We start from the raw sequence: 19,352 nt of genomic DNA on the forward strand, positions 1-19,352 counted from the left end.
GGCCGCCCGCCGCGCCCAGCCGATGCCAGCTTCCGCCGAAGCCGCCGAACAGCAATCCGCCCGCGACGGTGTAGATGGACGCCGCGAGCATCGTGTGGCCGCTGATCATGCGCAACTGGATCGCGGCGATCTCGACGCCGCAGCCGGCGTAGAGAATCTTCGAGAGACCGACGAGCCCCATGCCGATCGCGAGCAGGACGGCCCAGCGCAGCGCGAGGCGCACGTCGACGCTGCGCAGCCACAGCGCGCACACGAGCGCGAGCGGGAGAAGAAAGGCCGCGTCGCCGAGATTCGAAAGCGTCCAGAGTACCTTTGATTCCATGCGTATCCGTTTTAGGTCGACTCACGGCCCCGATCGACGCCAACTATGAGCTGTCGCCCTGTTTCCGGCGGCCTGCCATGCGGTATTCGGTCGGCGAAATCGAGAGCCGCTTGCGGAAGATTTTCGCGAGGCCGTCGCCGCTGCCCGCGCCGCAACGCCGCGCGATCTTGTCCACCGGAAGATCGGTCGCGGCCAGCAACATGCAGCTCGCGTCGAGCCGCGCGCGCAGCAGATATTCCGAAGGCGTAAGCCCGATCTGCGCCTTGAAACGGCGCAGGAAATTGCGTTCGCTCATCGCGGCGACGCGCGCGGCATCGGTAATGGAGATCGGCTGCACGTAGTTCTCGCGAATCCAGCGCGCGGCCGCGTCGATCTTCTGGCGCACGCCACCGGCTTCGGTATCGTCGAGCACGGTGGCGAGCTTTTGCCACGCGCCGGGAATCGAGCGCTCCGAGACTTCACGCGCGAGCGCGGCGCCATGATCGCGCTTGATGATCGACAGCGCCGCCGCGATCGGCCCTTTTGGATCGTCGAGCGTGAGCGTTCGTTCCGCGATGAAAAGCGGATTCGCCAGCGCCGAGGCAAGCGCGCGGTTCTCCGGCTCGCCGGCGAAATCGAGCGAGCGGTTCTGCGCGTCGAGATTGGCCGCGGCCAGAACATACGCGCCTTCGCCAATCGCCTTGATGAACGGTATTTTCGGCGCCACGCGAGCGAGCCGCTTTCTCAGCACGGCGTCGTTGCGCGCATGCCGCGCGCCCACGCCGCCCGCGATGAAAAGCGCATCGCATTCGTTCATCCAGCGCGTTTCGAGACTTTCGGTCCAGATGCGCATCGAGCACGTGCTCGCCACGCTGCCGCCATCGCTCGATAGAAACAGCAACGAATAGTTCGGCGCTTGTGCGCGCGCGCCTGCGTCGGCGGGCATGCGCACCTGATTCGCGACCGAGAACACCTCGGAGATCGAACTGACTTCTACGAGCGAGAAGTCCTCGAAGATCAGAATGCCGATCCGCTTCGCCGCGCTGGCCATATCGGCGGACGGCGTGTCGGGCGCGACCGCGCGCACGACCTGAAGCCTGCCCGTACCATTGGCGTACACCATCGACTTCTCCCCTGTGCGAACCGCGGCCGGCGTCGTCTTGGCGGCCGGGGTCCGATACATGCAGGAACGTAAGTAGCGGGAAAGTGAGCTTATATGGGCGCACTATACGCGGCGCCCGGCAGCCGCCGCGCGCCGAGGCCGAAATTGACGAACTGTTGGCAGATGATCTCGGTACGCGCTAAAGGTAGAACCTGCATCGCCCGATTTCGTCAGACGACGCCATCAATGCGCGTCTGCGCGTCCCGATGAATCAGCGGAAGTAGGCCTTCGTGTTCTCGTGCACGTCGTCGCGCGCGAGCAAATCGTCGGGCAGAAGCCATCGATAATCGCTGTGCTGATCGAAGCGGCCGATGGGCACCTGGCTGCTCAGCGTCAACGCGTAGGCGAGCACGATGTAATGCGTGCCGATGCCATCGGCGCCCGCGAAATTGTCGTCGTAGAGATGTTCGTAGACGCCGAAAAAGCGCGCGGCCGAACGCTGCGCGCTCGCGACGCCCAGTTCGTTGCTGACGATGCGCTTGTACGCGGCATCGAGCGATTCGTCCTTGGTGATGCGCCCGCCCGGCACGAACCACGTGCCTTGCGCGGGCCGGTTGCGCCGATGGCCCACGAGGATGCGCCGGTTGCCGTCGGTGACGATCAGATCGATCGCCACGAGCGGCGTGAGCCGCACCACCGTCAGGAAATCCGCGTTGCTCAGCATCGTTGCTCCGTGTTGGCCATCGGTGTGGGGTGCGTCAAGCGCAAACGATGATGCCCGCGTCCTCGCATGACCGTGCGTGCGCGCACGCGGAGACGTGCTTCGTCCGAAAGCGGCGATGCGCGCACCCGCGTGTTGCGAAACTGAACGCCTTCGGGCCGCACGTTCTGCGAGCGCCGAGCGAATTTCACGGGTGAAACAAGCAAGGCTGACGAGCAACGGTCGGCGCATTGGCCGCGCGCACGGCAAACTTGACCGATTTCGAAGTGCGCGCTCGTCGCGAAAATCGCGCGATGCCGATTTCGAACGTGCGCGCGATTCGCGCATCATTCGCCCGACCATTGCAAAAGTTTGATTGGACGATGCCGCAAATAGTGTCAAAGCGTGCGCCGCCGCAAAAAGACTAGCCGATGGCGGACTGCGACAGTGCCCGAGTCCCGCGTGCGCGTAGGTTCGACGCCGTCTTGGGTGCGCTGCAATGCAGCATAAAACTTCATATGAAAATACCGCATTATGCCTTTGAATAAAAATCAAACTGGTTAATCTAAAATCGTGCGGCGGGCCACTTTTGGATTATCTTAAAATCGGTGCTAATTAACGGGCGCGCCCGATTCCTTTCTAATTCCGCGTCTAAAAAACCGATTACATATAGTGCCAAAATGTAACGATAAAACCAAAATTTTCCGATTCCAGCAATACGAACGTCCGCTTTGACGCCGTTCGATGTTTCATAAATGAATCAATTGATATGATCCGACCTGGCGGCAATCGCGCCCGGCGATCCGTACAGGGCCGTGGTTCGGGGCTTGGCGGCAGACCGTCTGTCCGATCCGGCGGCACCGGAACCGGATTGCGCTAAACGGCCGTATCAGGCTTTGTATGACAAATCCGCTTTCTATTGCTTGCATTGAATGCAGGCTTTCCGGAATTTGGGGAAGGATATCAATGTGCGCTCACCCTCACAGCGGAACAGATTTTGTGGTTTAAGCGCGAAAATCTAGAGCACAAAAAAGATTGTCTGCTTATTATTCAAGCCAGCGGATCGATTCCGCCAACACTTCGTTCCAATCGGTCACGGCAACCCGGCGAAGTTCGGGAAAGTCCATTGATGCGCCGCAATGGCCGAAAAACTCTCCGCGCCTTCCAGGAAACAAAGCTGCAGAGGATGACCATGCCTTACGCCACTCTTGAACCCGCAGTTATGGGTTGGACGCCGCCCGCGTCGAAAGCCTCGCAGACCGAGGTCCGTCAGGTCGCGATCTTGCTGTTCGACGGCTTTTCCCTGCTCGGCGCGGGAATCGTCGCGGAGGTGTTCCACATGGCGAACGAGCTGTCGTCGGCGAAGTCGCGGCCGGACTGCAGCTACGACGTGCGCTTTCTGTCGGTCGAGGGCGGCAACGTGGCGTGCTCGTCGTCGGTGCGCGTGTGGAGCGACGGCCTGGACGCGCGGCACTACGGCGGCTTCGACGCGCTCTTCGTCGCCGGCGGCCGTGGCGCCGAGCAAGCCGCGAAGGACGATCGCATCATCGAATGGCTGCGTCGCGTGCAAACCAAGACCACGGTCGTGCGCGCGATTTCCGAGGGCCGCAAGGTGCTCGACGCCGCCGGAATCGGTCAGGCGCAGGACGTGCAGGCGCGCTACGGCAACGCGATGCATCTCGTGCGCGACGAGCAGCAGGGCGATGCCGGCGACCGCTACGAGTCGATGAAGGGCGCGCTCCTGATCGTGAAGCGCGATCTGGGTATCGACGTGTCGCGCAGCGTCGCCGAACGTCTGATGCCCGGTTCGACCGCGAAGCTCGTGTCGATTCTCGGCGACAGCGGCGTGGCGTCGGCGGGCGACAAGATCCGCGCGGCGGCGCGCTGGCTGCAGGACAACTGCGAACGGCCGATTTCGGTCGTCGATGCGGCGCAGGTGGCCGCGATGAGCGAGCGCAACTTTTTGCGCCGCTTCAAGATCGAGATGGGCATCACGCCATCCGATTATTTGCTGCAGGCGCGCCTCGCCGTGACCTGCGCGCTTCTGACGGATTCGGAACTGCCGGTCGACAAGATCGCGCGCAGAAGCGGCATGGGCAACGGCGACCGGCTCGCGAAGATTTTCCGCAAGCGTCTGTTGATCTCGCCGACGGAGTATCGGATGCAGAGCAGACGCGAGGCGAATGGCTGACCCGCGCGCCAAGTGTGACGTGGGCCGCTCTGAGCCCGACTATGGCGTAAAACGTCGGACGTTTGGCCGGACCTGATCGGTCCGGCACTTAATCATTTCCCGGACGGCATCACCGTTCGTATGAACAGGCAGGCAGGAGTCCTCTATGACGAATGAAGCACGCACGGAAGGTGGGGTGGAGCAGGGAGCAGCTGGTGTGGAGGCAGGCCCGGCCAAGGTGGCCGGGCCGTGCCGCCGCCTCGTCCCTGTGATCCTCGCCGGCGGCTCGGGCACGCGCCTGTGGCCGATGTCGCGTGAACAGTTCCCGAAGCAGCTGATCGGCGTCGTCGGGCGTGACTCGTTGCTGCAGGCCACGGTTTCGCGGCTCAAAGGCTTTTCAGGCGACTTCAAGGTCGATGGCGAACCGATCATCGTGTGCGGCGAGGAGCATCGTTTCACGACGGAAGAACAAACGCGCGAGGCTGGCGTCGATGCACACATCATCGTCGAGCCGGCGCGCCGCGATACCGCGCCCGCGCTCACGCTCGCCGCGCTCGCCGCGCTGAAGAACGGCGAGGACGCGATCATGGTCGCGATGCCGGCGGATCATTCCATCGCCGATATTCCGGCGCTGCATCGCGCGATCGCGATCGCGGCGGAGCATGCGGAGCGCGGCGTGATCGCGACGCTCGGCATTCCGCCGACGCGCCCCGACACCGGCTTCGGCTATATCCGTCTGGGCGCGGCGCTCGACGACGGCGCGCACGAGATCGACCGCTTCGTCGAAAAGCCCGCGGCCGAGCTGGCCGCGCAATACGTCGCGGCGGGCACGTACTGGTGGAACAGCGGCATTTTTGTCGTGCGCGCGAGCGTGTGGCTCGCGGCGCTCAAGCAACTGAACGCCGACATGCACGCGGCGTGCTCGGCCGCTGCGCAGGAAGGCGAGGCCGACGGCAAGTTCTTCCGTCCGCAGGCGGCGCAGTTCGGGCGCGCGCCGTCCGACTCGATCGACTACGCCGTGATGGAGCACATCGGCACGCCGACCCGCCCGTGCGACGGCATCGTCGTGCCGCTCGTCGCGGGCTGGTCGGATCTCGGCTCGTGGGACGCCGTGTGGGACGCGATGGACAAGGACGAGTCGGGCAACGTCGCAAGCGGTCGCGTCGTGTTCGAAGGCGCGACGTCGAGCTATGCGCGCTCCGAAGGCGGGCGGCTCGTCGCGTGTGTCGGCACGACCAACGTGATCGTCGTCGAGACGGACGACGCCGTGCTCGTCGCGGACCGTTCGCGCGTGCAGGACATCAAGGGGTTGGTTGCGCGCATCCGCGAGCAGCACGCGCCCGAGGCGGACGCGCATCGCAAGGTGCGCCGTCCGTGGGGTTTTTACGATTCGATCGAGCACGGCGAGCGGTTTCAGGTGAAGCGCATCGTGGTGTCGCCGGGCTCGAAGCTGTCGCTGCAGATGCATCACCATCGCGCGGAGCACTGGGTCGTCGTGTGCGGCACGGCGCTTGTCACGCGCGGCGAAGAGCAGTTCCTGCTGAGCGAGAACGAATCGACGTTCATTCCGCTCGGCGTGCGGCATCGTCTGGAGAATCCGGGCAAGGTGCCGCTCGAAATCATCGAGGTGCAGTCGGGGAGCTATCTCGGCGAAGACGACATCGTGCGCTTCGACGATACCTACGGGCGCAGTTGACGGCTCGAAGCGCGATGGCGCGACAGATGAGGCAGCAGACTTTCTTGCAACCGCTTTCACACGAAAAAGACGGGGCTAACGCGAGGAGGAGACTCAAGAGGGCAGTAAAGGGCTGATTGCGTTCGGGGAAAAAGACATGCGCGATTTACAGGGATTGCTCGCGCGCCTGTTCGACGTCGTAATGATCGTCGGCGGTGCGGCAGTGGCGTCGCAAATCAGGTTCGAGTACATCGAGGCACACACCTATTCGGTGGCGTTCGTCGCATTCGCGGCGGCGTTCTCGCTTGCGCTCTTTCCGGGCTTCGGCGTCTACCAGTCGTGGCGTGGCCGCAGCAAGCTTCAGCTTGCCTGCCAGGTCTCGCTCGGCTGGCTCGTCGTGCAGGGCTGCGCGCTCGCGCTGATGTTCTCGCTGCATCGGCTCGACTACGTGTCGCGCCTCTGGTTCGCCTACTGGACCGCGATGTCCGGCGGCCTCATGATCGCCGGCCGTCTCATCACGCACGCGATCCTCGCCCACATGCGCAACGCGGGCCTGAATCTGCAACAGGTGGCGATGGTCGGCTGCGGCAGACATTGCGATTCGATCCTTCGCAAGATCGAACGTTCGCAGGACACGGGCTTTCGCATGCGCGCGGCGTTCAACGCGGCGCCGGGCAAGGCGCGGCTCAACACGCGCGTGCCGGTGTACGACGACTTCGAGGCCTTCGTGAGCTTCGTGCGCACGCAGAACGTCCATGAAGTGTGGCTCGCACTGCCGCTCTCCGAAGAGCGCACGATCCTGCGCTTCGTGAACGAATTCCGCGACGATCTCATCAACGTGCGCTTCATTCCGGACGTGCGCAGTCTCGCGCTCTTCGAAAGCGGCGTGACGGATCTGCTCGGCCAGCCCGCGATCAATCTCGTCGCGTCGCCGCTGTCGGCGTCCGCGCAGTTGCAAAAGGAAATCTTCGACCGCGTGTTCGCGCTCGGCGCGATCATCGCCGTGTCGCCGGCGCTCATCTGCATCGCGCTCGCAATCAAGCTGACTTCGCGCGGGCCGGTGCTGTTCCGGCAAAACCGCAAAGGCGCGGACGGCCGCGTCTTCACCATCTACAAGTTCCGTTCGATGCGCATGCACACGGAACGGGCCGGAGTGCTCCAGCAGGCCACGCGCAACGACCCGCGCGTGACCCGTGTCGGGGCGTTCCTGCGCCGCACCAGCCTCGATGAGCTGCCGCAGTTCTTCAACGTTCTGCGCGGCGACATGTCGGTCGTGGGCCCGCGTCCTCACGCGCTCGAACATGACGACCTGTATCAAAAGGTCGTGTCGGGGTACATCCATCGTTACCGGATCAAGCCAGGCATTACCGGCTGGGCCCAGGTCAACGGTTTTCGTGGGGAAACGGATCGGATAGAAAAGATGGAAGGACGCGTCGCTCACGATTTGTACTATCTGGGGAATTGGTCGTTCGGACTCGATATGAGAATCATCGCCGCTACGATCTTCAAGGGACTACGCCACACCAACGCTTACTGAAGCAGGGGACGACCATTATGCAAAACCAACAACAACCGGGCACCACCTCCATGGCCGCCAACACCAACGTGTCGCGTATCTTCCGCCTCACGAGCCTGGCTGCGGCAGCTTCGATTTCCGTGATCCTGACGGGTTGCGGATTCGCTCCGGGCATGCACATGGAGAAGCCCGCCCAGCTCGTCGAAACGTCGAACGATCAGGGCGATCCGGCCACCACGACCAACATTCCGATCACGACGATCGATGCCGCGCTCGTGAAGAAGATGCGCGCCACGCAGCCGCCCGTCGAGTCCGATCCGAACGCGTCGCTCTACGGCAAGCCGGCGCCGTACAAGCTGGGCGTCGGCGACGTGCTGCAGATCACGGTCTGGGATCACCCGGAACTCGTCGCGGCGCTCGGCCAGCCCGCGAACCAGACGCGCACGTCGGATGCCGCGCCCGGCTTCGTCGTCGATGCGGACGGCAATCTGCAGTTTCCGTACGTGAACCGTTCGCTGCACGTCGCGGGCAAGACCGAGACGCAGGTTCAGCGCGAGCTGTACAACGAACTCTCGAAGGTGTTCGTGAAGCCGCAGGTGACGGTGCGCGTCGCGTCGTTCCGTGCGTCGCAGGTGTATATCGACGGCGACGTGCGCACGCCGGGCGCGCAGCAGATCAACGACATTCCGATGACGCTCACCGAAGCGGTCGGGCGCGCGGGCGGCTTTGCGACGACGGCGGACCAGAGCCGCGTCACGCTGATCCGCGATGGCGTCACGTACCACATCAACATGGCCGGCATGACGGCGAAGGGCCGCAGCCCGTCGGACATCATGCTCAAGCCGGGCGATGCGCTGCGCGTCGATTCGCGCGACGAAAACGGCGTCTACGTGATGGGTGAAGTGACCAAGCCGGCCACTGTCATCCCGATGCGTAACGGCAAGCTCACGCTGTCGGACGCGATCTCGCAGGCGGGCAGCTTCAATCCGGAAACGTCGAACCCGCGCGAGCTGTACGTGATCCGCAACGGCCAGACGGACACGCCGGAGGTCTACAAGCTCGACGCGATTTCGCCGGTGGCGATGCTGCTCGCGAACAACTTCGAGCTGCAGCCGCACGACGTCGTCTACGTGGACAACAACGGGCTGGTGCGCTTCTCGCGCGTGCTCAACCTGCTCCTGCCGGCGATCAACGCTGGTTTGACGGCGGCCGTGTTGACCAAGTAAGCGATTGCTAGCACAAGCGCTTGACCGGCGCGCGCGGGGCGCGCCGGAGCATCACTGTTCGACTTGAAAAAATATAAGCGAGCGAGATCATGGCGATGAACTTTGATACGCGGTACGTGGACGTATCGACGGGCGACGAGTTGCGCCTGTCCGATTATCTGGCCGCGGTGATGCGCAACTGGAAGCTCGTGGCGCTCGTCATGCTCGCCGTGATCGCACTCGGAACCGCCTACGCCTTTCTCGCGCCGCCGACCTACAAGGCCGACGCGATGATCCAGGTGGACGAGGCCAGCAACAACAACGCGAACGCCGGCGCCAAGGCGCTGCAGGCCGCCGTTCCACAACTGACCGAAACGAAATCCGCCACTGCCGCGCAGATCGAACTGTTGCGCTCGCGCCTCGTCATCGACGACACGGTGCGGCGCCTGCATCTCGACATCGGCGCGTCGCCGCGTGCGCTTCCGGTCGTGGGCAAGCTCGTCGGCAATGTGTTCGCGATGTTGAACCGGCCGATTCCCCCGGGCTATCTGTCGCGCTTCGCGTGGGGCGGCGAAGCGATCGACGTGCCGCTCTTCGAGACGCCCAAGGAGTTGTACGACAGGAAGTTCACGCTCGTCGCGGGCGCGCGCGGCGCTTACGAGCTGCGCGATCCGGATGGCTTGAGCGTTCTGACTGGCCACGTCGGCCAGGAAGCGTCGGGCGCGACGCCGCAAGGTCCGGTGACGCTCAAGGTCGACAAGCTCGATGGCAAGCCGGGCGTGCAGTTCGAACTGCAACGCTTCTCGACGATCACGACCATCGACCGTCTTCAGCAGCGCCTGACCGTGGCTGAGACCGCATTGCAATCCGGCATTATCGGCGTGTCTCTGGAAGGTAGTAATCCGAAACAAATTGCCGATATCGTCAACAACATTGCGAACCGCTATGTGCAGCAGGACACGCAGAAGCGTTCGGCGGAAGCCGAACATACGCTCGCGTTTCTGGAGCAACAATTGCCGCTCGTGAAGAAGGAGCTCGACGAAGCCGAGCAGCGCTACAGCGCGTTTCGCAACAAACAAGGCTCGGTGAATCTCTCCGAGGAAAGCCGCTTGCTCTTGCAGCAGATCGTCGACAACAAGACGAAGCTTTCGGACCTGCAACAACAGCGCGCCGAGCTATCGCTGCGCTTCACGGCGAATCACCCTTCGGTGCAGGCGCTCGATGCGCAGATCGCCGCGCTTAACGCCGCGCAGACGCGCCTTGGCAAGAACGTCTCGACGCTGCCCGATACCGAGCAGACCGCGCTGCGCTACACGCGCGACGTGCGCGCGAACAGCGAGCTTTACACGAACCTGCTGAACAGCGCGCAGCAACTGCGCATCGCGAAGGCGGGGCAGGTGGGCAACGTGCGCATCGTGGATCTCGCGCAAGCCGCCGACGATCCCGTGCGTCCGAAGCGCGCGCTCGTGATCCTGATCTCGGCGGCCATCGGCCTCGTGCTGGGCATCGTTGCCGCGTTCATCCGCAAGTCGCTGTGGGGCGGCGTCGAGCGTCCGGAAGACATCGAACGGCAACTGGGCACGCGCGTTTTCGCAATCGTGCCGCGCAGCACGCAGCAGCTTCGTTTGCAACGCCAGGTCGGCATGCGCCGCGAAGGGCTGCACGTGCTTGCCGCGCAGGCGCCGGAAGATGCGGCCGTCGAGGGCATCCGCGGCCTGCGCACGTCGCTGCAACTCCAGCTCGGCGAGGCCCGCAACAATGTCGTGATGCTGACCGGCTCGCGTCCCGAGGCGGGCAAGTCGTTTCTCTCGGCGAATCTCGCGACGCTCGTTGCATCGACGAGAAAGCGCGTGTTGCTGATCGACGCCGACATGCGCCGCGGCGATATACACTCGCACTTTGGCGTGCGCCATTCGCCGGGCCTCTCCGAAGTGCTGATGGGCGCCGACGCGGTGGACGTGATCATTCGCGACGTGCTGCCCGGCGTGGATCTGATCCCGAAGGGCTCGCTGCCGTCTCATCCGGCGGAGTTGCTCGCGAGCGACCGGCTCGGTGAAATTCTCGGGGAACTGAAGCAGCTTTACGATCTTGTCGTGATCGATACGCCGCCGGTTCTCGCCGTCACCGACGCGACGGTGATCGGGCGGCACGCGGGCACGAGTTTGCTCGTCGTGCGGCACGGGAAGAATCAGGTGCAGGAAATCGGCGAAACGATGAAGCGGCTTTATCACGGCGGCGTGCATATGAAGGGCGTGCTGCTTACGGATGTGCCGCAGTCGAAGGTGCTGATGGGCAGCACGTATGCGGGGTATTACGGGTACGAGAGTATTGCGGAGTAGGCCTCTCGGAATCTGCGTCGAGGAGCGCCGGCATCGTGAGCGATGCCGGCGCTTTTTTGTTTTTGTGCTTCGGGGGGCAACGATCGGTGCGATCGCGAGGTCGGCGTTGACGAAAGCGGAGATCTGAGTTTCCGCGCATCCCAATCGGCCTGCTGATGCGGCGATGGCTTCGTGCGCAGCAGCGGCTGTTGATTGGAAAAAGATTGTCGCAATGCGAGCACTTGTTACGAATTTTTGTGCGCGCGTTATATATTTGCCAGCCATGTATCGGCTAAAGATTCGTGGTGCTTCTCATGGAGATCGCCTCGCTTATTAATTTGGTATGCGAATTACTGGATGCGTCTCTAACGCGCGTAAATTATGAAAGGAAAACTCCAGCTTCGTTCTTTGAATGTAACGCGCGGATGGAATATCCTGCCTCTTCACAATGAATATCTATTTCATAAACCTTGACGCTTCAACCGAGCGCCGAGCTTCGATCGAGACGAATCTTGGAGAGTTAGCCGGTCCGGAACATCGAATTCATCGCGTTCCGGCATACGACAGCGCGTTTGTCGAGAAGCGCGGCATTCTAGGTTCGTTGAGACCGAACGAAAAGGCTTGCTACCTTAGCCATATGAAAGCGATCGAGTTATCACTCGACGACCCGGGCCCTTCGCTAATCCTCGAAGACGATGCAATCTTCGGCACGAACAGTGCCTCCTTATTGACGCGATTGTCGGCCGAACTCGAAGAAAAAGACATTGTGTTCACGGACTTATGCATTCCCACCGCCTCATGGATGATGCGGCTGTTCCAATTACGCAGGTCATTGAAAGATCAAGTGTCGGTATATGACACCCGTCAGATCGATTTCGCCGGCGCGACTGCATACACGCTCAACGCTCGATCAAAGTTAAAGCTTCTTGAAATACTGAAATCGATCGAATCTCTCGACACAGCGTATGACCTCGTTCTGAAGAATCTCGTTCTGCACGGCACGCTTACGTCGGGATTCGTGTTCCCGTTCATCACATCCATATCGCCACTGTCTTCTTGCTCTCAAATTCAACCCGCCTCGGAAAAGTTGAGTCCTCTAGTCTGGGACGCGTTCAGACGCCTGGCCTTTCTTCGTGCCGAATCGAGACGACGTCCGGCGGCGAACCCAACACCGTCTTTCCCGGATCACTTTCGCTTGAAGCTCACATTCAAACAGACCGCCTCGTCCGTCGAGCAGAAGGTCGCACGCGCCAACGCCCTTTACGCCGCATCGAAGTACGCTGAGGCGCTTGAGGAGATCGCCACGCTGCCTGCGTCGCAGCGAAGCGAAATCGCACTTCTCGGTCTCGCGGGAACATGCCATTTCAATCTCGGCGAACTGGACCTCGCCGAACGCCGCTGGTCGCAGATTCTCACGAAGAACCGCGACTGCGTCGCTACGCTGGGTAATCTTGGCGTGCTGTACAGGGACAAGGGGCAGCCACAGCAGTCCATTCGGCGCTTCGAACGGGTCGTTCAACTCGCGCCGGACGCCTTGCCGGCCTATCTGGACCTCACACGTCTCTTTCGGGCACAAAGGCAGATGCCCGAAGCGGAAAGCTATGCCCGTCGTGCGATTGCGCTGCATCCGTCCAGCGACGTCGCGTTTGCCGCGCTCGCTTCGATCCTGCTGGATCTCCAAAGATTTCCCGAGGCCGAAGCCGCCTACCGAACGGCGCTCGAACTGAATCCCGGTCACGTGCATCATGCCGCGTCGCTCGGGTTGCTCCTTCTGTCCGTGGATCGATGGGAAGAGGGCCTGCCACTGTGGGAAACCCGGCACGAAGCATTTTTATCGGGTCCGCATGCTCCAAAACCGCAGGTGACTTTCCCTCAGTGGCACGGGGAGCCGCTCATCGGGAAAAGCGTGCTGATCTGGCCCGAGCAGGGATTCGGCGACCAGATCCAGCTCGCGCGTTACGTCCGGCGGCTGCGCGAGCGCGGCGCATCGCGGATTACGCTCGTAGGCGAGGCGGCGCTCGTGCCACTGTTCGCGTCGATCGAGGAAGCCGATGTCGCGATGACGCGGGACATGTATTACGCGTCGGGATCGCCGGATCACGACTTCTGGACGTGTGCTTTCAGCATTCCGCTGAATCTCGGCGAGCGTCCCGGCACGATTCCAGCGCAGATTCCCTATCTGCGAAGCACGGACGAACTTCGCGAGAAATGGCGACCGCTCCTTGGCGGGACGTCGAAGAAGGTGGGGCTGGCCTGGCGGGGAAGCCGCACTAACACGCAAGATGCGACGCGGTCCCTGCCGAGCCTGCGCATGCTCGACCCGCTGTGGAGCGTGAACGGTGTGACGTTCGTCAGTCTTCAGAAGGAATGCACGGAGTCGGACATCGCGCGGGAGATCGGCGACAAGCCCATCCTGAGTCTCGGCGACAAGGTTTCGAGCTTCGCGGACACCGCAGCGATCGTTTCCCAACTCGATCTGGTGATCGCGGTGGACACGGCGGTCGCGCATTTGTCCGCCGCATTGGGGACGAAGACGTGGGTTCTGCTGCCCAATGTCGGCGTCGACTGGCGCTGGAGGCATGGCGTAAGCGATTGCCTCTGGTATCCCGGCGTGCTTCGGCTGTTCCGGCAGCCCGTGCACGCAATGCAATGGACGGACACGGTCGCGGACGTCGCCGAAGCGTTGGCGGAATTCGTCGCCTCGCACTGACCGGCGATCTCGCGGCGCGGCGGATATCCCACGCGCGTCGCCAACATTCCGCGCGACGGGCGGTGTCTTTTTCGCGCGGGGGCGCGCATCGTTATAATCGCCGTCCGACCTGATTCTTTGGTTTCTGCCCGTGAAAAAGCTCATCGCTCTCGCCGTCGCTTCGATCTTCCTCACTGCCTGCTCGTCCGTCGACAAGGAGCAGCAGAAGGAGCGCACGTTCCTGCTCTCGCAGCAGACGCTCGATACGGCGCAACGCAATGCGACCGTTGCGTGCCGCGACGCCGCGCAGTGCGATGCGGCCTGGAGGCTCACGAAGACTTACGTCGCGCAGAATTCGAAGGAACGCCTGACGCGCGCCGACGAAGCCGCGATCGAAACCGAAGTGCCTTCGGATACGGGCAAGCCCGTGTACTCGGCGACGCGCGTCGCGAGCGGCAACGGCGGCGCGACGATCTCGCTCTTCGCGCAATGCAAGGGCATGTTCGAGGACGAGCGCGCGCGAGGCTCCGACTTCGACGACTGCGCAACGAAGATCATCTCCGTTCAGAACGGCTTCGCGCCGTATCTGCGGGCGCATCTGCCCGCGCAGTAAGCCGAAAGACGTTATTGCGCGGGCAGCGTGCCGGACGCGCGCGGCGGATTCGCCGGAAGCATTTCCGTGAGCGGCTCGTCGTGCGGACGCATGTCTGGCGGCGCGCCGTAGAACGGCGTTCTCGGCTGCGGCGTGCGCCCGGCCGCTTCCTCGGCGCGCGCGTGTATCCCGTGCGCGATGCGCGCATACGACGCGACGGCCAGCCCCAGCGCGACACCGAACACCAAGCCCGGAAAGCGCTCGCCGAGCGGATTGCCACCGATCGACGTCGCGGGTAGCGCCGCGAGCACGAAGAGCGCGCGTCCGAGCACGGGCAGCCAGGGCGCATCGGGCGTGCTGTGCCGCCACGCGCGATACGCCCGCGAGCCGCGCCAGAGCGCCCACAATATGGCGATCGGCAAGGCGAGTCCGAACAGCAAGCCACCCGCGAAGAACTGATAGACCCAGAAATCGCGTCCGGCCGCCCATTTCCTGAACGCGTAAAAGTCCCTCTCGCCGATGTCGCCCGCAAGCTCCGGCAGATACGAAGGCGCGTAGCGATAGTCGTGTCCATAGCCCATGCCGACGATCGCCGACAGCGCCGACGACGTGGTCTGATCGAGCTGATCCTTCATTTCCGCGAGACGTGCGATGACGACCGGATCGCGCGCGGGCGGCGCGTTCTGCGCGAGCGACATGCGTTGCATCCACGGCTGCGCGATGGTAGGAAAGAACGTGGCCGTCGCGGTGGCCATCGCGCCGAGCAGCGCCAGGATCACGGCCGCGCGCAGACCCGCAGCGAAGAAATCGCGGAACGAAGGCGCGGCGAGCCACGTCGCGTAAGCGATGAGCAACACGGTGCCGACGAGCAGGCTCGGCGTGCCGAAGAGAATCTCGATGACGATCGTCGCGAGAAAGAGCAGCACGGCGAACTTCCCGACGCGCTGCGCGAAGATGAATTCGTGCAGCAGCAGCCCTTGCAAGCACAGGAACGTGACCGGCGCGACGTGAACGCTCATGTTGCCGATTCCGCCGGTCATCGCCATATCGAAGCCGACGCCGAACACGAGCGATGCGATCATCGACCAGATCATCGCGCGCTCGATCTGTTCGAGACGTAGCGAATCCCACGGACGGCAGCCGACGAAATAGCCGAGCAGCATCAGCAGGAACGGCAGGATCACGCGCGCGTAGTTGCCGGCGTCGTTGCCTTGCAGCCATTGCGTGGCGACGCTGCCGAAAATCGTGAGCAGAAAGAGCGAGGTGACGAGCCCGCGCATGCGCGAACGGCGGGCGAAGCGCGGCGCGATGAGCAGCACCGCGCAGGCGGCGCCCATCGATGTCACGGTGAGCAGAACATCGATGGCTTTGCTGGCCGTCTCCACGCCCCTGAAGTCGAACGCGAGCGCAAGCAGGCAAAGCCAGATCCAGACGACGGCGAACTTGTTGCGCATGACGGCCCCGGGAACCCCTTGTTTTTCGCGTCGAATATATCAGCGGGTTTTGTGGCGCGCGGTTGCGGCGGCGTCTCGCGACTAGTCTTCGGCGCGAAACGACGGATGCGCATGTGCGCCGCGCCACGCTTCGGCCGGCGCGCCGCAACGCCGCGGATCGATGGCCGCAAAGCACGGCATTCTGGCGGATCGCCGCCGGTCGTTGGACCGAAGATTCAATGGCCGGAAGCGGTCCGTTCCGGCCTGAGACCACTCAATATGTGCGATGTGCGTGCTACACGCCGGAACGAGGTACCCCGCGAAGTCGGGGAAAGCAGGCCGACGAGGACGCGCGGTTTCTGCCGCGCGAGCCACTCGATAACAATCGACCCTCGCAGAAGGGAAATGGCATGGGCCAGTTCGGCGCGACACGCATGCAAGGCCCCGATCGATCGATACGACTCGATTCATCCGGGGCCCCGCGAGCATCGCCGAGATGAGTGGCCCGCTCCCAATTCCCGCGCCGTGCTGCGTCCGCCGCACGCCCGCCGACACCCGATCGGGCTGGTTTATATATCATGCCGTTCGTGGTGATCGGCTCACATCGCGGTCTCCCGCGTGATCACCTGCTTTGTCCATCATTCAGGAGACTTCCATGTCCGACACGCTCAGCATTTCCATTCCCGATGGCAATTTCGACGCCTACGTCGCGTGGCCCACGCAAACGCCCGCGCCGGCCGTGGTCGTGCTCCAGGAGATTTTTGGCATCAACGCCGACATGCGCGAAACCTGTGACGAATACGCGCGCCAGGGCTACGTCGCGCTGTGCCCCGATCTTTTCTGGCGGCTCGAACCGAACGTCGAACTCACCGACCGCACCGAAGCGGAATGGCAGCAGGCGATGAAGTACTACAACGCATTCGACGTGAACACGGGCGTGGAAGACATCGCGGCGACCATCGGCTTCGCGCGCGCGCTTTCGCAGGTGAAGGGCAAGATCGGCTCGGTCGGATTCTGTCTCGGCGGATTGCTGTCGTTCCTGACGGCGGCGCGCACGGATGTCGATGCATCGGTTTCCTATTACGGCGGCGGCACCGATCAATACCTCGCCGAAATGCCGAAGATCAAGGTGCCGCTCATGCTGCATCTCGCGGAAGAAGACGAATTCATTCCCGCCGACGCGCGCAATCGCGTGCTCGCCGCGGCGAAAGGGCAGTCGAATGTCGAGGCGTTCACGTATCCCGGCTGTCATCACGCGTTCGCGCGCAACCAGGGCGCTCACTACGACGCGGCGGCCGCGCAACTCGCCAACGGCCGCACCGCCGATTTCTTCGAAAAGCACCTGAAATAAGGCCCAAAACGAGAACGCCGCCCGGAGTGGGCGGCGTTCATCGTCACGAAAGGGCGCTTACTTCTTAACCGTGTGCGGCCGGCGAAACACCAGCCAGCGCGGCGACTTGAAGCGCACGATGCTCATGTAGAGCCACACGTAGGTCGCCGCGAACACGACGACGAAGCAGAACAGATGCAGCGTGTGCCGCCAGAAGAGCGTCGCGGGAATCACGGCAACCAGACACAGCAGCCACAGATACGGCGACGTGAGCGAATTGCGCCGCGTGAGTTCGTGCGCGTTCTTCACGCCCACGGCCCAGCGCATCAGACGCTTGTAGACGAGCATGTGCAGATGCACGCCGTCCGGAATGCCCGGCGAAATGCCTCGAATGAACTTCTTGCGATAAATCGAAAAACACGTCTCGAAGATCGGATACATGAAGAGCAGCACCGGATACCACGCGGAGACATCGCGGTTGCGCATCACGAGCATGATCGAGAGTTCGCCCAGCATGAAGCCGACGAAGTACGCGCCGCCGTCGCCGAGAAAGATCAGCCCGGCGGGGAAGTTCCAGATGAAGAAGCCCATCACCGCGCCCATCATGATGAGCGAGCCCGACAACACGATCGGATCGTGCACCTGGAACGCCACGTAGGCGAGCGAGGCGAACATCATGAAGCTGACCATCGACGCGAGGCCGTTGAAGCCGTCGATGATGTTCACCGCGTTGGCGAGCGCCGCGACGGCGAGCACCGTCACCGCGCACGAAATGATCGCGTAGGACAGCAGGAAATCGAGCGGCGGCACGCTGATGCGCGTGACCGCGATATTCAGGAACGCATAGGCGAGGCCCGCGGCGGCCATCGTGCAGATGAGGCGCGCGAGCGGCGAGACGCGCTTGGTCAGGTCTTCGATCAGCCCGGAGAAAAACGCCGGCATGCCGCACGCGACAATGCCGAGAATGCCGCCCGACACGGCCGGATAGCCCCATCGCAACTGCACGGCCGACGCGGTGAGCCCGCAAATGATGCCCACGCCGCCGATGCGCGGCACGGGGCGCGCGTGAAACTTCTGCACGCCGGCGAGATCGGTGTCGCCGAGCACGCCTTCCTGCAGGTGTGCGAAGCGCACGATCAACAAGGTCACGAGCAGCGAGACCAGAAAAGCAAGCGCGAAACTAAGCATGAAATAGAACCGGTTGAAATATGCCGCCCCGCATCGCTCGAAAACGTCGAAAACTTCGGAACGCCGACGCGGGGCGCAGCGAGACTTTACGCGAAACCTTGCGGATTCTGCGACTGCCAGCGCCAGTGATCCGCGCACATGCGTTCGATGCCGTGCTCCGCGCGCCAGCCGATCAGTTCCGCGGCGGCGGCCGGATCGGCGTAGCAGGCGGCGATATCACCCGGGCGGCGCGGCACGAGTTCGTAAGGCACGGGCTTGCCCGACGCTGCCTCGAAAGCCTTCACGACGTCGAGCACGCTATAGCCTTGCCCCGTGCCGAGATTCACGACGAAGCTGCGGTCGAGCTTCTTCAGCGCGTCGATGGCCGCGATATGCCCGCGCGCCAGATCCACGACGTGAATGTAATCGCGCACGCCGGTGCCGTCGTGCGTATCGTAATCGCTGCCGAATACGCGCAGGCGCGCAAGCTTGCCGACGGCCACCTGCGCCACATACGGCATCAGGTTGTTCGGAACGCCGGCCGGATCTTCGCCGATCATCCCGCTTTCGTGCGCGCCGACCGGATTGAAATAGCGCAGCGTCGCGATGCGCCACGACGGATCGGACACTTCGAGATCGCGCAGGATTTGCTCGGCGATGAGCTTCGACTGGCCGTAAGGATTCGTCGCCGAAAGCGGAAACGATTCGTCGATCGGCACGCTCTTCGGCACGCCGTAGACCGTCGCGGACGAGCTGAACACGAAGTTGCGCACGCCGCGTTCTTTCATGACCTTGAGCACCGCGAGCAGGCTGCCGACGTTGTTCTCGTAGTACTCGACCGGCTTCGCGACCGATTCGCCCACGGCCTTGAGCGCCGCGAAGTGAATCGCGCCGGTGATCTCGTGGGCATCGAAGATGCGGCCGAGCGCGGCTTCGTCGCGCGCATCGGCGTCGTAAAACGTGACGCTCTTTCCCGTGATGCGCTCGACCCGCTTGAGCGACTCGGCGCGGCTGTTGACAAGATTGTCGATGACCGCGACGCCATAGCCCGCATCGAGCAGTTCGACGCACGTGTGCGAACCGATGAAGCCTGCTCCGCCGGTCACGAGAATCGTGCCCTTGGTCGGCTGATTGCCATTCATCTTGTGCTCTCC

13 protein-coding genes and 1 pseudogene are annotated in these 19,352 nt (G+C 63.1%); 8 read left to right on the plus strand and 6 right to left on the minus strand.

The window, feature by feature from the left end; genetic code table 11:
- The 3 genes and pseudogenes from AWB82_RS18640 to AWB82_RS18650 form a co-directional block, all read right to left on the minus strand.
- Window positions 1–322, minus strand: a pseudogene (locus AWB82_RS18640) (phosphatase PAP2 family protein); the annotation flags it as partial.
- Between the two features lie 43 nt (window positions 323–365).
- The gene (locus tag AWB82_RS18645) at window positions 366–1,424 is read right to left on the minus strand and encodes a GlxA family transcriptional regulator (RefSeq protein ID WP_086969776.1); all 1,059 of its coding nucleotides are present in this window, start codon (window positions 1,422–1,424) and stop codon (window positions 366–368) included.
- Between the two features lie 250 nt (window positions 1,425–1,674).
- Window positions 1,675–2,127, minus strand: a complete 453-nt coding sequence (locus tag AWB82_RS18650; protein WP_086969779.1) for a GDP-mannose mannosyl hydrolase — start codon at window positions 2,125–2,127, stop codon at window positions 1,675–1,677.
- 1,168 nt (window positions 2,128–3,295) lie between these two features.
- On the opposite strand from AWB82_RS18650, the gene AWB82_RS18660 reads away from it, so the two are divergent.
- The 7 genes from AWB82_RS18660 to AWB82_RS18690 all read left to right on the plus strand — a co-directional run bounded on the left by AWB82_RS18660 (window position 3,296) and on the right by AWB82_RS18690 (window position 14,289).
- The gene (locus tag AWB82_RS18660; protein ID WP_086969915.1) at window positions 3,296–4,294 is read left to right on the plus strand and encodes a GlxA family transcriptional regulator; all 999 of its coding nucleotides are present in this window, start codon (window positions 3,296–3,298) and stop codon (window positions 4,292–4,294) included.
- Between the two features lie 145 nt (window positions 4,295–4,439).
- The gene (locus AWB82_RS18665) at window positions 4,440–5,969 is read left to right on the plus strand and encodes a mannose-1-phosphate guanylyltransferase/mannose-6-phosphate isomerase (protein ID WP_096031439.1); all 1,530 of its coding nucleotides are present in this window, start codon (window positions 4,440–4,442) and stop codon (window positions 5,967–5,969) included.
- A gap of 136 nt (window positions 5,970–6,105) precedes the next feature.
- Window positions 6,106–7,485: an undecaprenyl-phosphate glucose phosphotransferase gene (locus tag AWB82_RS18670; protein ID WP_086969785.1), complete on the plus strand. Its 1,380-nt coding sequence runs from the start codon at window positions 6,106–6,108 to the stop codon at window positions 7,483–7,485.
- Window positions 7,486–7,535: 50 nt separating this feature from the next.
- On the plus strand, window positions 7,536–8,690 hold the full coding sequence (locus tag AWB82_RS18675; RefSeq protein WP_086969787.1) for a polysaccharide biosynthesis/export family protein: 1,155 nt from the start codon (window positions 7,536–7,538) through the stop codon (window positions 8,688–8,690).
- Between the two features lie 89 nt (window positions 8,691–8,779).
- Window positions 8,780–11,008 carry a polysaccharide biosynthesis tyrosine autokinase gene (locus AWB82_RS18680; protein ID WP_086969788.1) on the plus strand — a complete coding sequence of 743 codons (2,229 nt, stop codon included), beginning with the start codon at window positions 8,780–8,782 and terminating at the stop codon, window positions 11,006–11,008.
- 427 nt (window positions 11,009–11,435) lie between these two features.
- Complete coding sequence (locus tag AWB82_RS18685) at window positions 11,436–13,697, plus strand: tetratricopeptide repeat protein (RefSeq protein WP_086969790.1); 2,262 nt, start codon at window positions 11,436–11,438, stop codon at window positions 13,695–13,697.
- 130 nt (window positions 13,698–13,827) lie between these two features.
- Window positions 13,828–14,289, plus strand: coding sequence for a hypothetical protein (locus tag AWB82_RS18690; RefSeq protein ID WP_086969792.1), 462 nt, complete (start codon window positions 13,828–13,830; stop codon window positions 14,287–14,289).
- A gap of 11 nt (window positions 14,290–14,300) precedes the next feature.
- Here the strand turns inward: AWB82_RS18690 and AWB82_RS18695 are convergent, their stop codons facing one another.
- The gene (locus AWB82_RS18695; RefSeq protein ID WP_086969794.1) at window positions 14,301–15,722 is read right to left on the minus strand and encodes a hypothetical protein; all 1,422 of its coding nucleotides are present in this window, start codon (window positions 15,720–15,722) and stop codon (window positions 14,301–14,303) included.
- A 634-nt stretch (window positions 15,723–16,356) separates the two neighbouring features.
- On the opposite strand from AWB82_RS18695, the gene AWB82_RS18700 reads away from it, so the two are divergent.
- On the plus strand, window positions 16,357–17,052 hold the full coding sequence (locus AWB82_RS18700) for a dienelactone hydrolase family protein (protein WP_086969796.1): 696 nt from the start codon (window positions 16,357–16,359) through the stop codon (window positions 17,050–17,052).
- 57 nt (window positions 17,053–17,109) lie between these two features.
- Here the strand turns inward: AWB82_RS18700 and AWB82_RS18705 are convergent, their stop codons facing one another.
- Both AWB82_RS18705 and galE read right to left on the minus strand, forming a co-directional pair.
- Window positions 17,110–18,219 (minus strand): MraY family glycosyltransferase, encoded by a 1,110-nt coding sequence (locus AWB82_RS18705; RefSeq protein WP_086969798.1) that lies wholly within the window; start codon window positions 18,217–18,219, stop codon window positions 17,110–17,112.
- Between the two features lie 86 nt (window positions 18,220–18,305).
- Entirely contained in the window at window positions 18,306–19,340 is a 1,035-nt protein-coding gene (galE, locus tag AWB82_RS18710) for a UDP-glucose 4-epimerase GalE (RefSeq protein WP_086969800.1), read from the minus strand.
- Between the last annotated feature and the right edge of the window lie 12 nt (window positions 19,341–19,352).

The organism is Caballeronia glebae, assembly GCF_001545035.1.
Taxonomy (GTDB): Bacteria; Pseudomonadota; Gammaproteobacteria; order Burkholderiales; family Burkholderiaceae; genus Caballeronia; species Caballeronia glebae.

Coding starts and splice junctions, on each gene's coding strand:
- AWB82_RS18645 (WP_086969776.1), bottom strand. CDS start 1,424: ATGGTGTACGCCAATGGTACGGGCAGGCTTCAGGTCGTGCGCGCGGTC.
- AWB82_RS18650 (WP_086969779.1), bottom strand. CDS start 2,127: ATGCTGAGCAACGCGGATTTCCTGACGGTGGTGCGGCTCACGCCGCTC.
- AWB82_RS18660 (WP_086969915.1), top strand. CDS start 3,296: ATGCCTTACGCCACTCTTGAACCCGCAGTTATGGGTTGGACGCCGCCC.
- AWB82_RS18665 (WP_096031439.1), top strand. CDS start 4,440: ATGACGAATGAAGCACGCACGGAAGGTGGGGTGGAGCAGGGAGCAGCT.
- AWB82_RS18670 (WP_086969785.1), top strand. CDS start 6,106: ATGCGCGATTTACAGGGATTGCTCGCGCGCCTGTTCGACGTCGTAATG.
- AWB82_RS18675 (WP_086969787.1), top strand. CDS start 7,536: ATGGCCGCCAACACCAACGTGTCGCGTATCTTCCGCCTCACGAGCCTG.
- AWB82_RS18680 (WP_086969788.1), top strand. CDS start 8,780: ATGGCGATGAACTTTGATACGCGGTACGTGGACGTATCGACGGGCGAC.
- AWB82_RS18685 (WP_086969790.1), top strand. CDS start 11,436: ATGAATATCTATTTCATAAACCTTGACGCTTCAACCGAGCGCCGAGCT.
- AWB82_RS18695 (WP_086969794.1), bottom strand. CDS start 15,722: ATGCGCAACAAGTTCGCCGTCGTCTGGATCTGGCTTTGCCTGCTTGCG.
- AWB82_RS18700 (WP_086969796.1), top strand. CDS start 16,357: ATGTCCGACACGCTCAGCATTTCCATTCCCGATGGCAATTTCGACGCC.
- AWB82_RS18705 (WP_086969798.1), bottom strand. CDS start 18,219: ATGCTTAGTTTCGCGCTTGCTTTTCTGGTCTCGCTGCTCGTGACCTTG.
- galE (WP_086969800.1), bottom strand. CDS start 19,340: ATGAATGGCAATCAGCCGACCAAGGGCACGATTCTCGTGACCGGCGGA.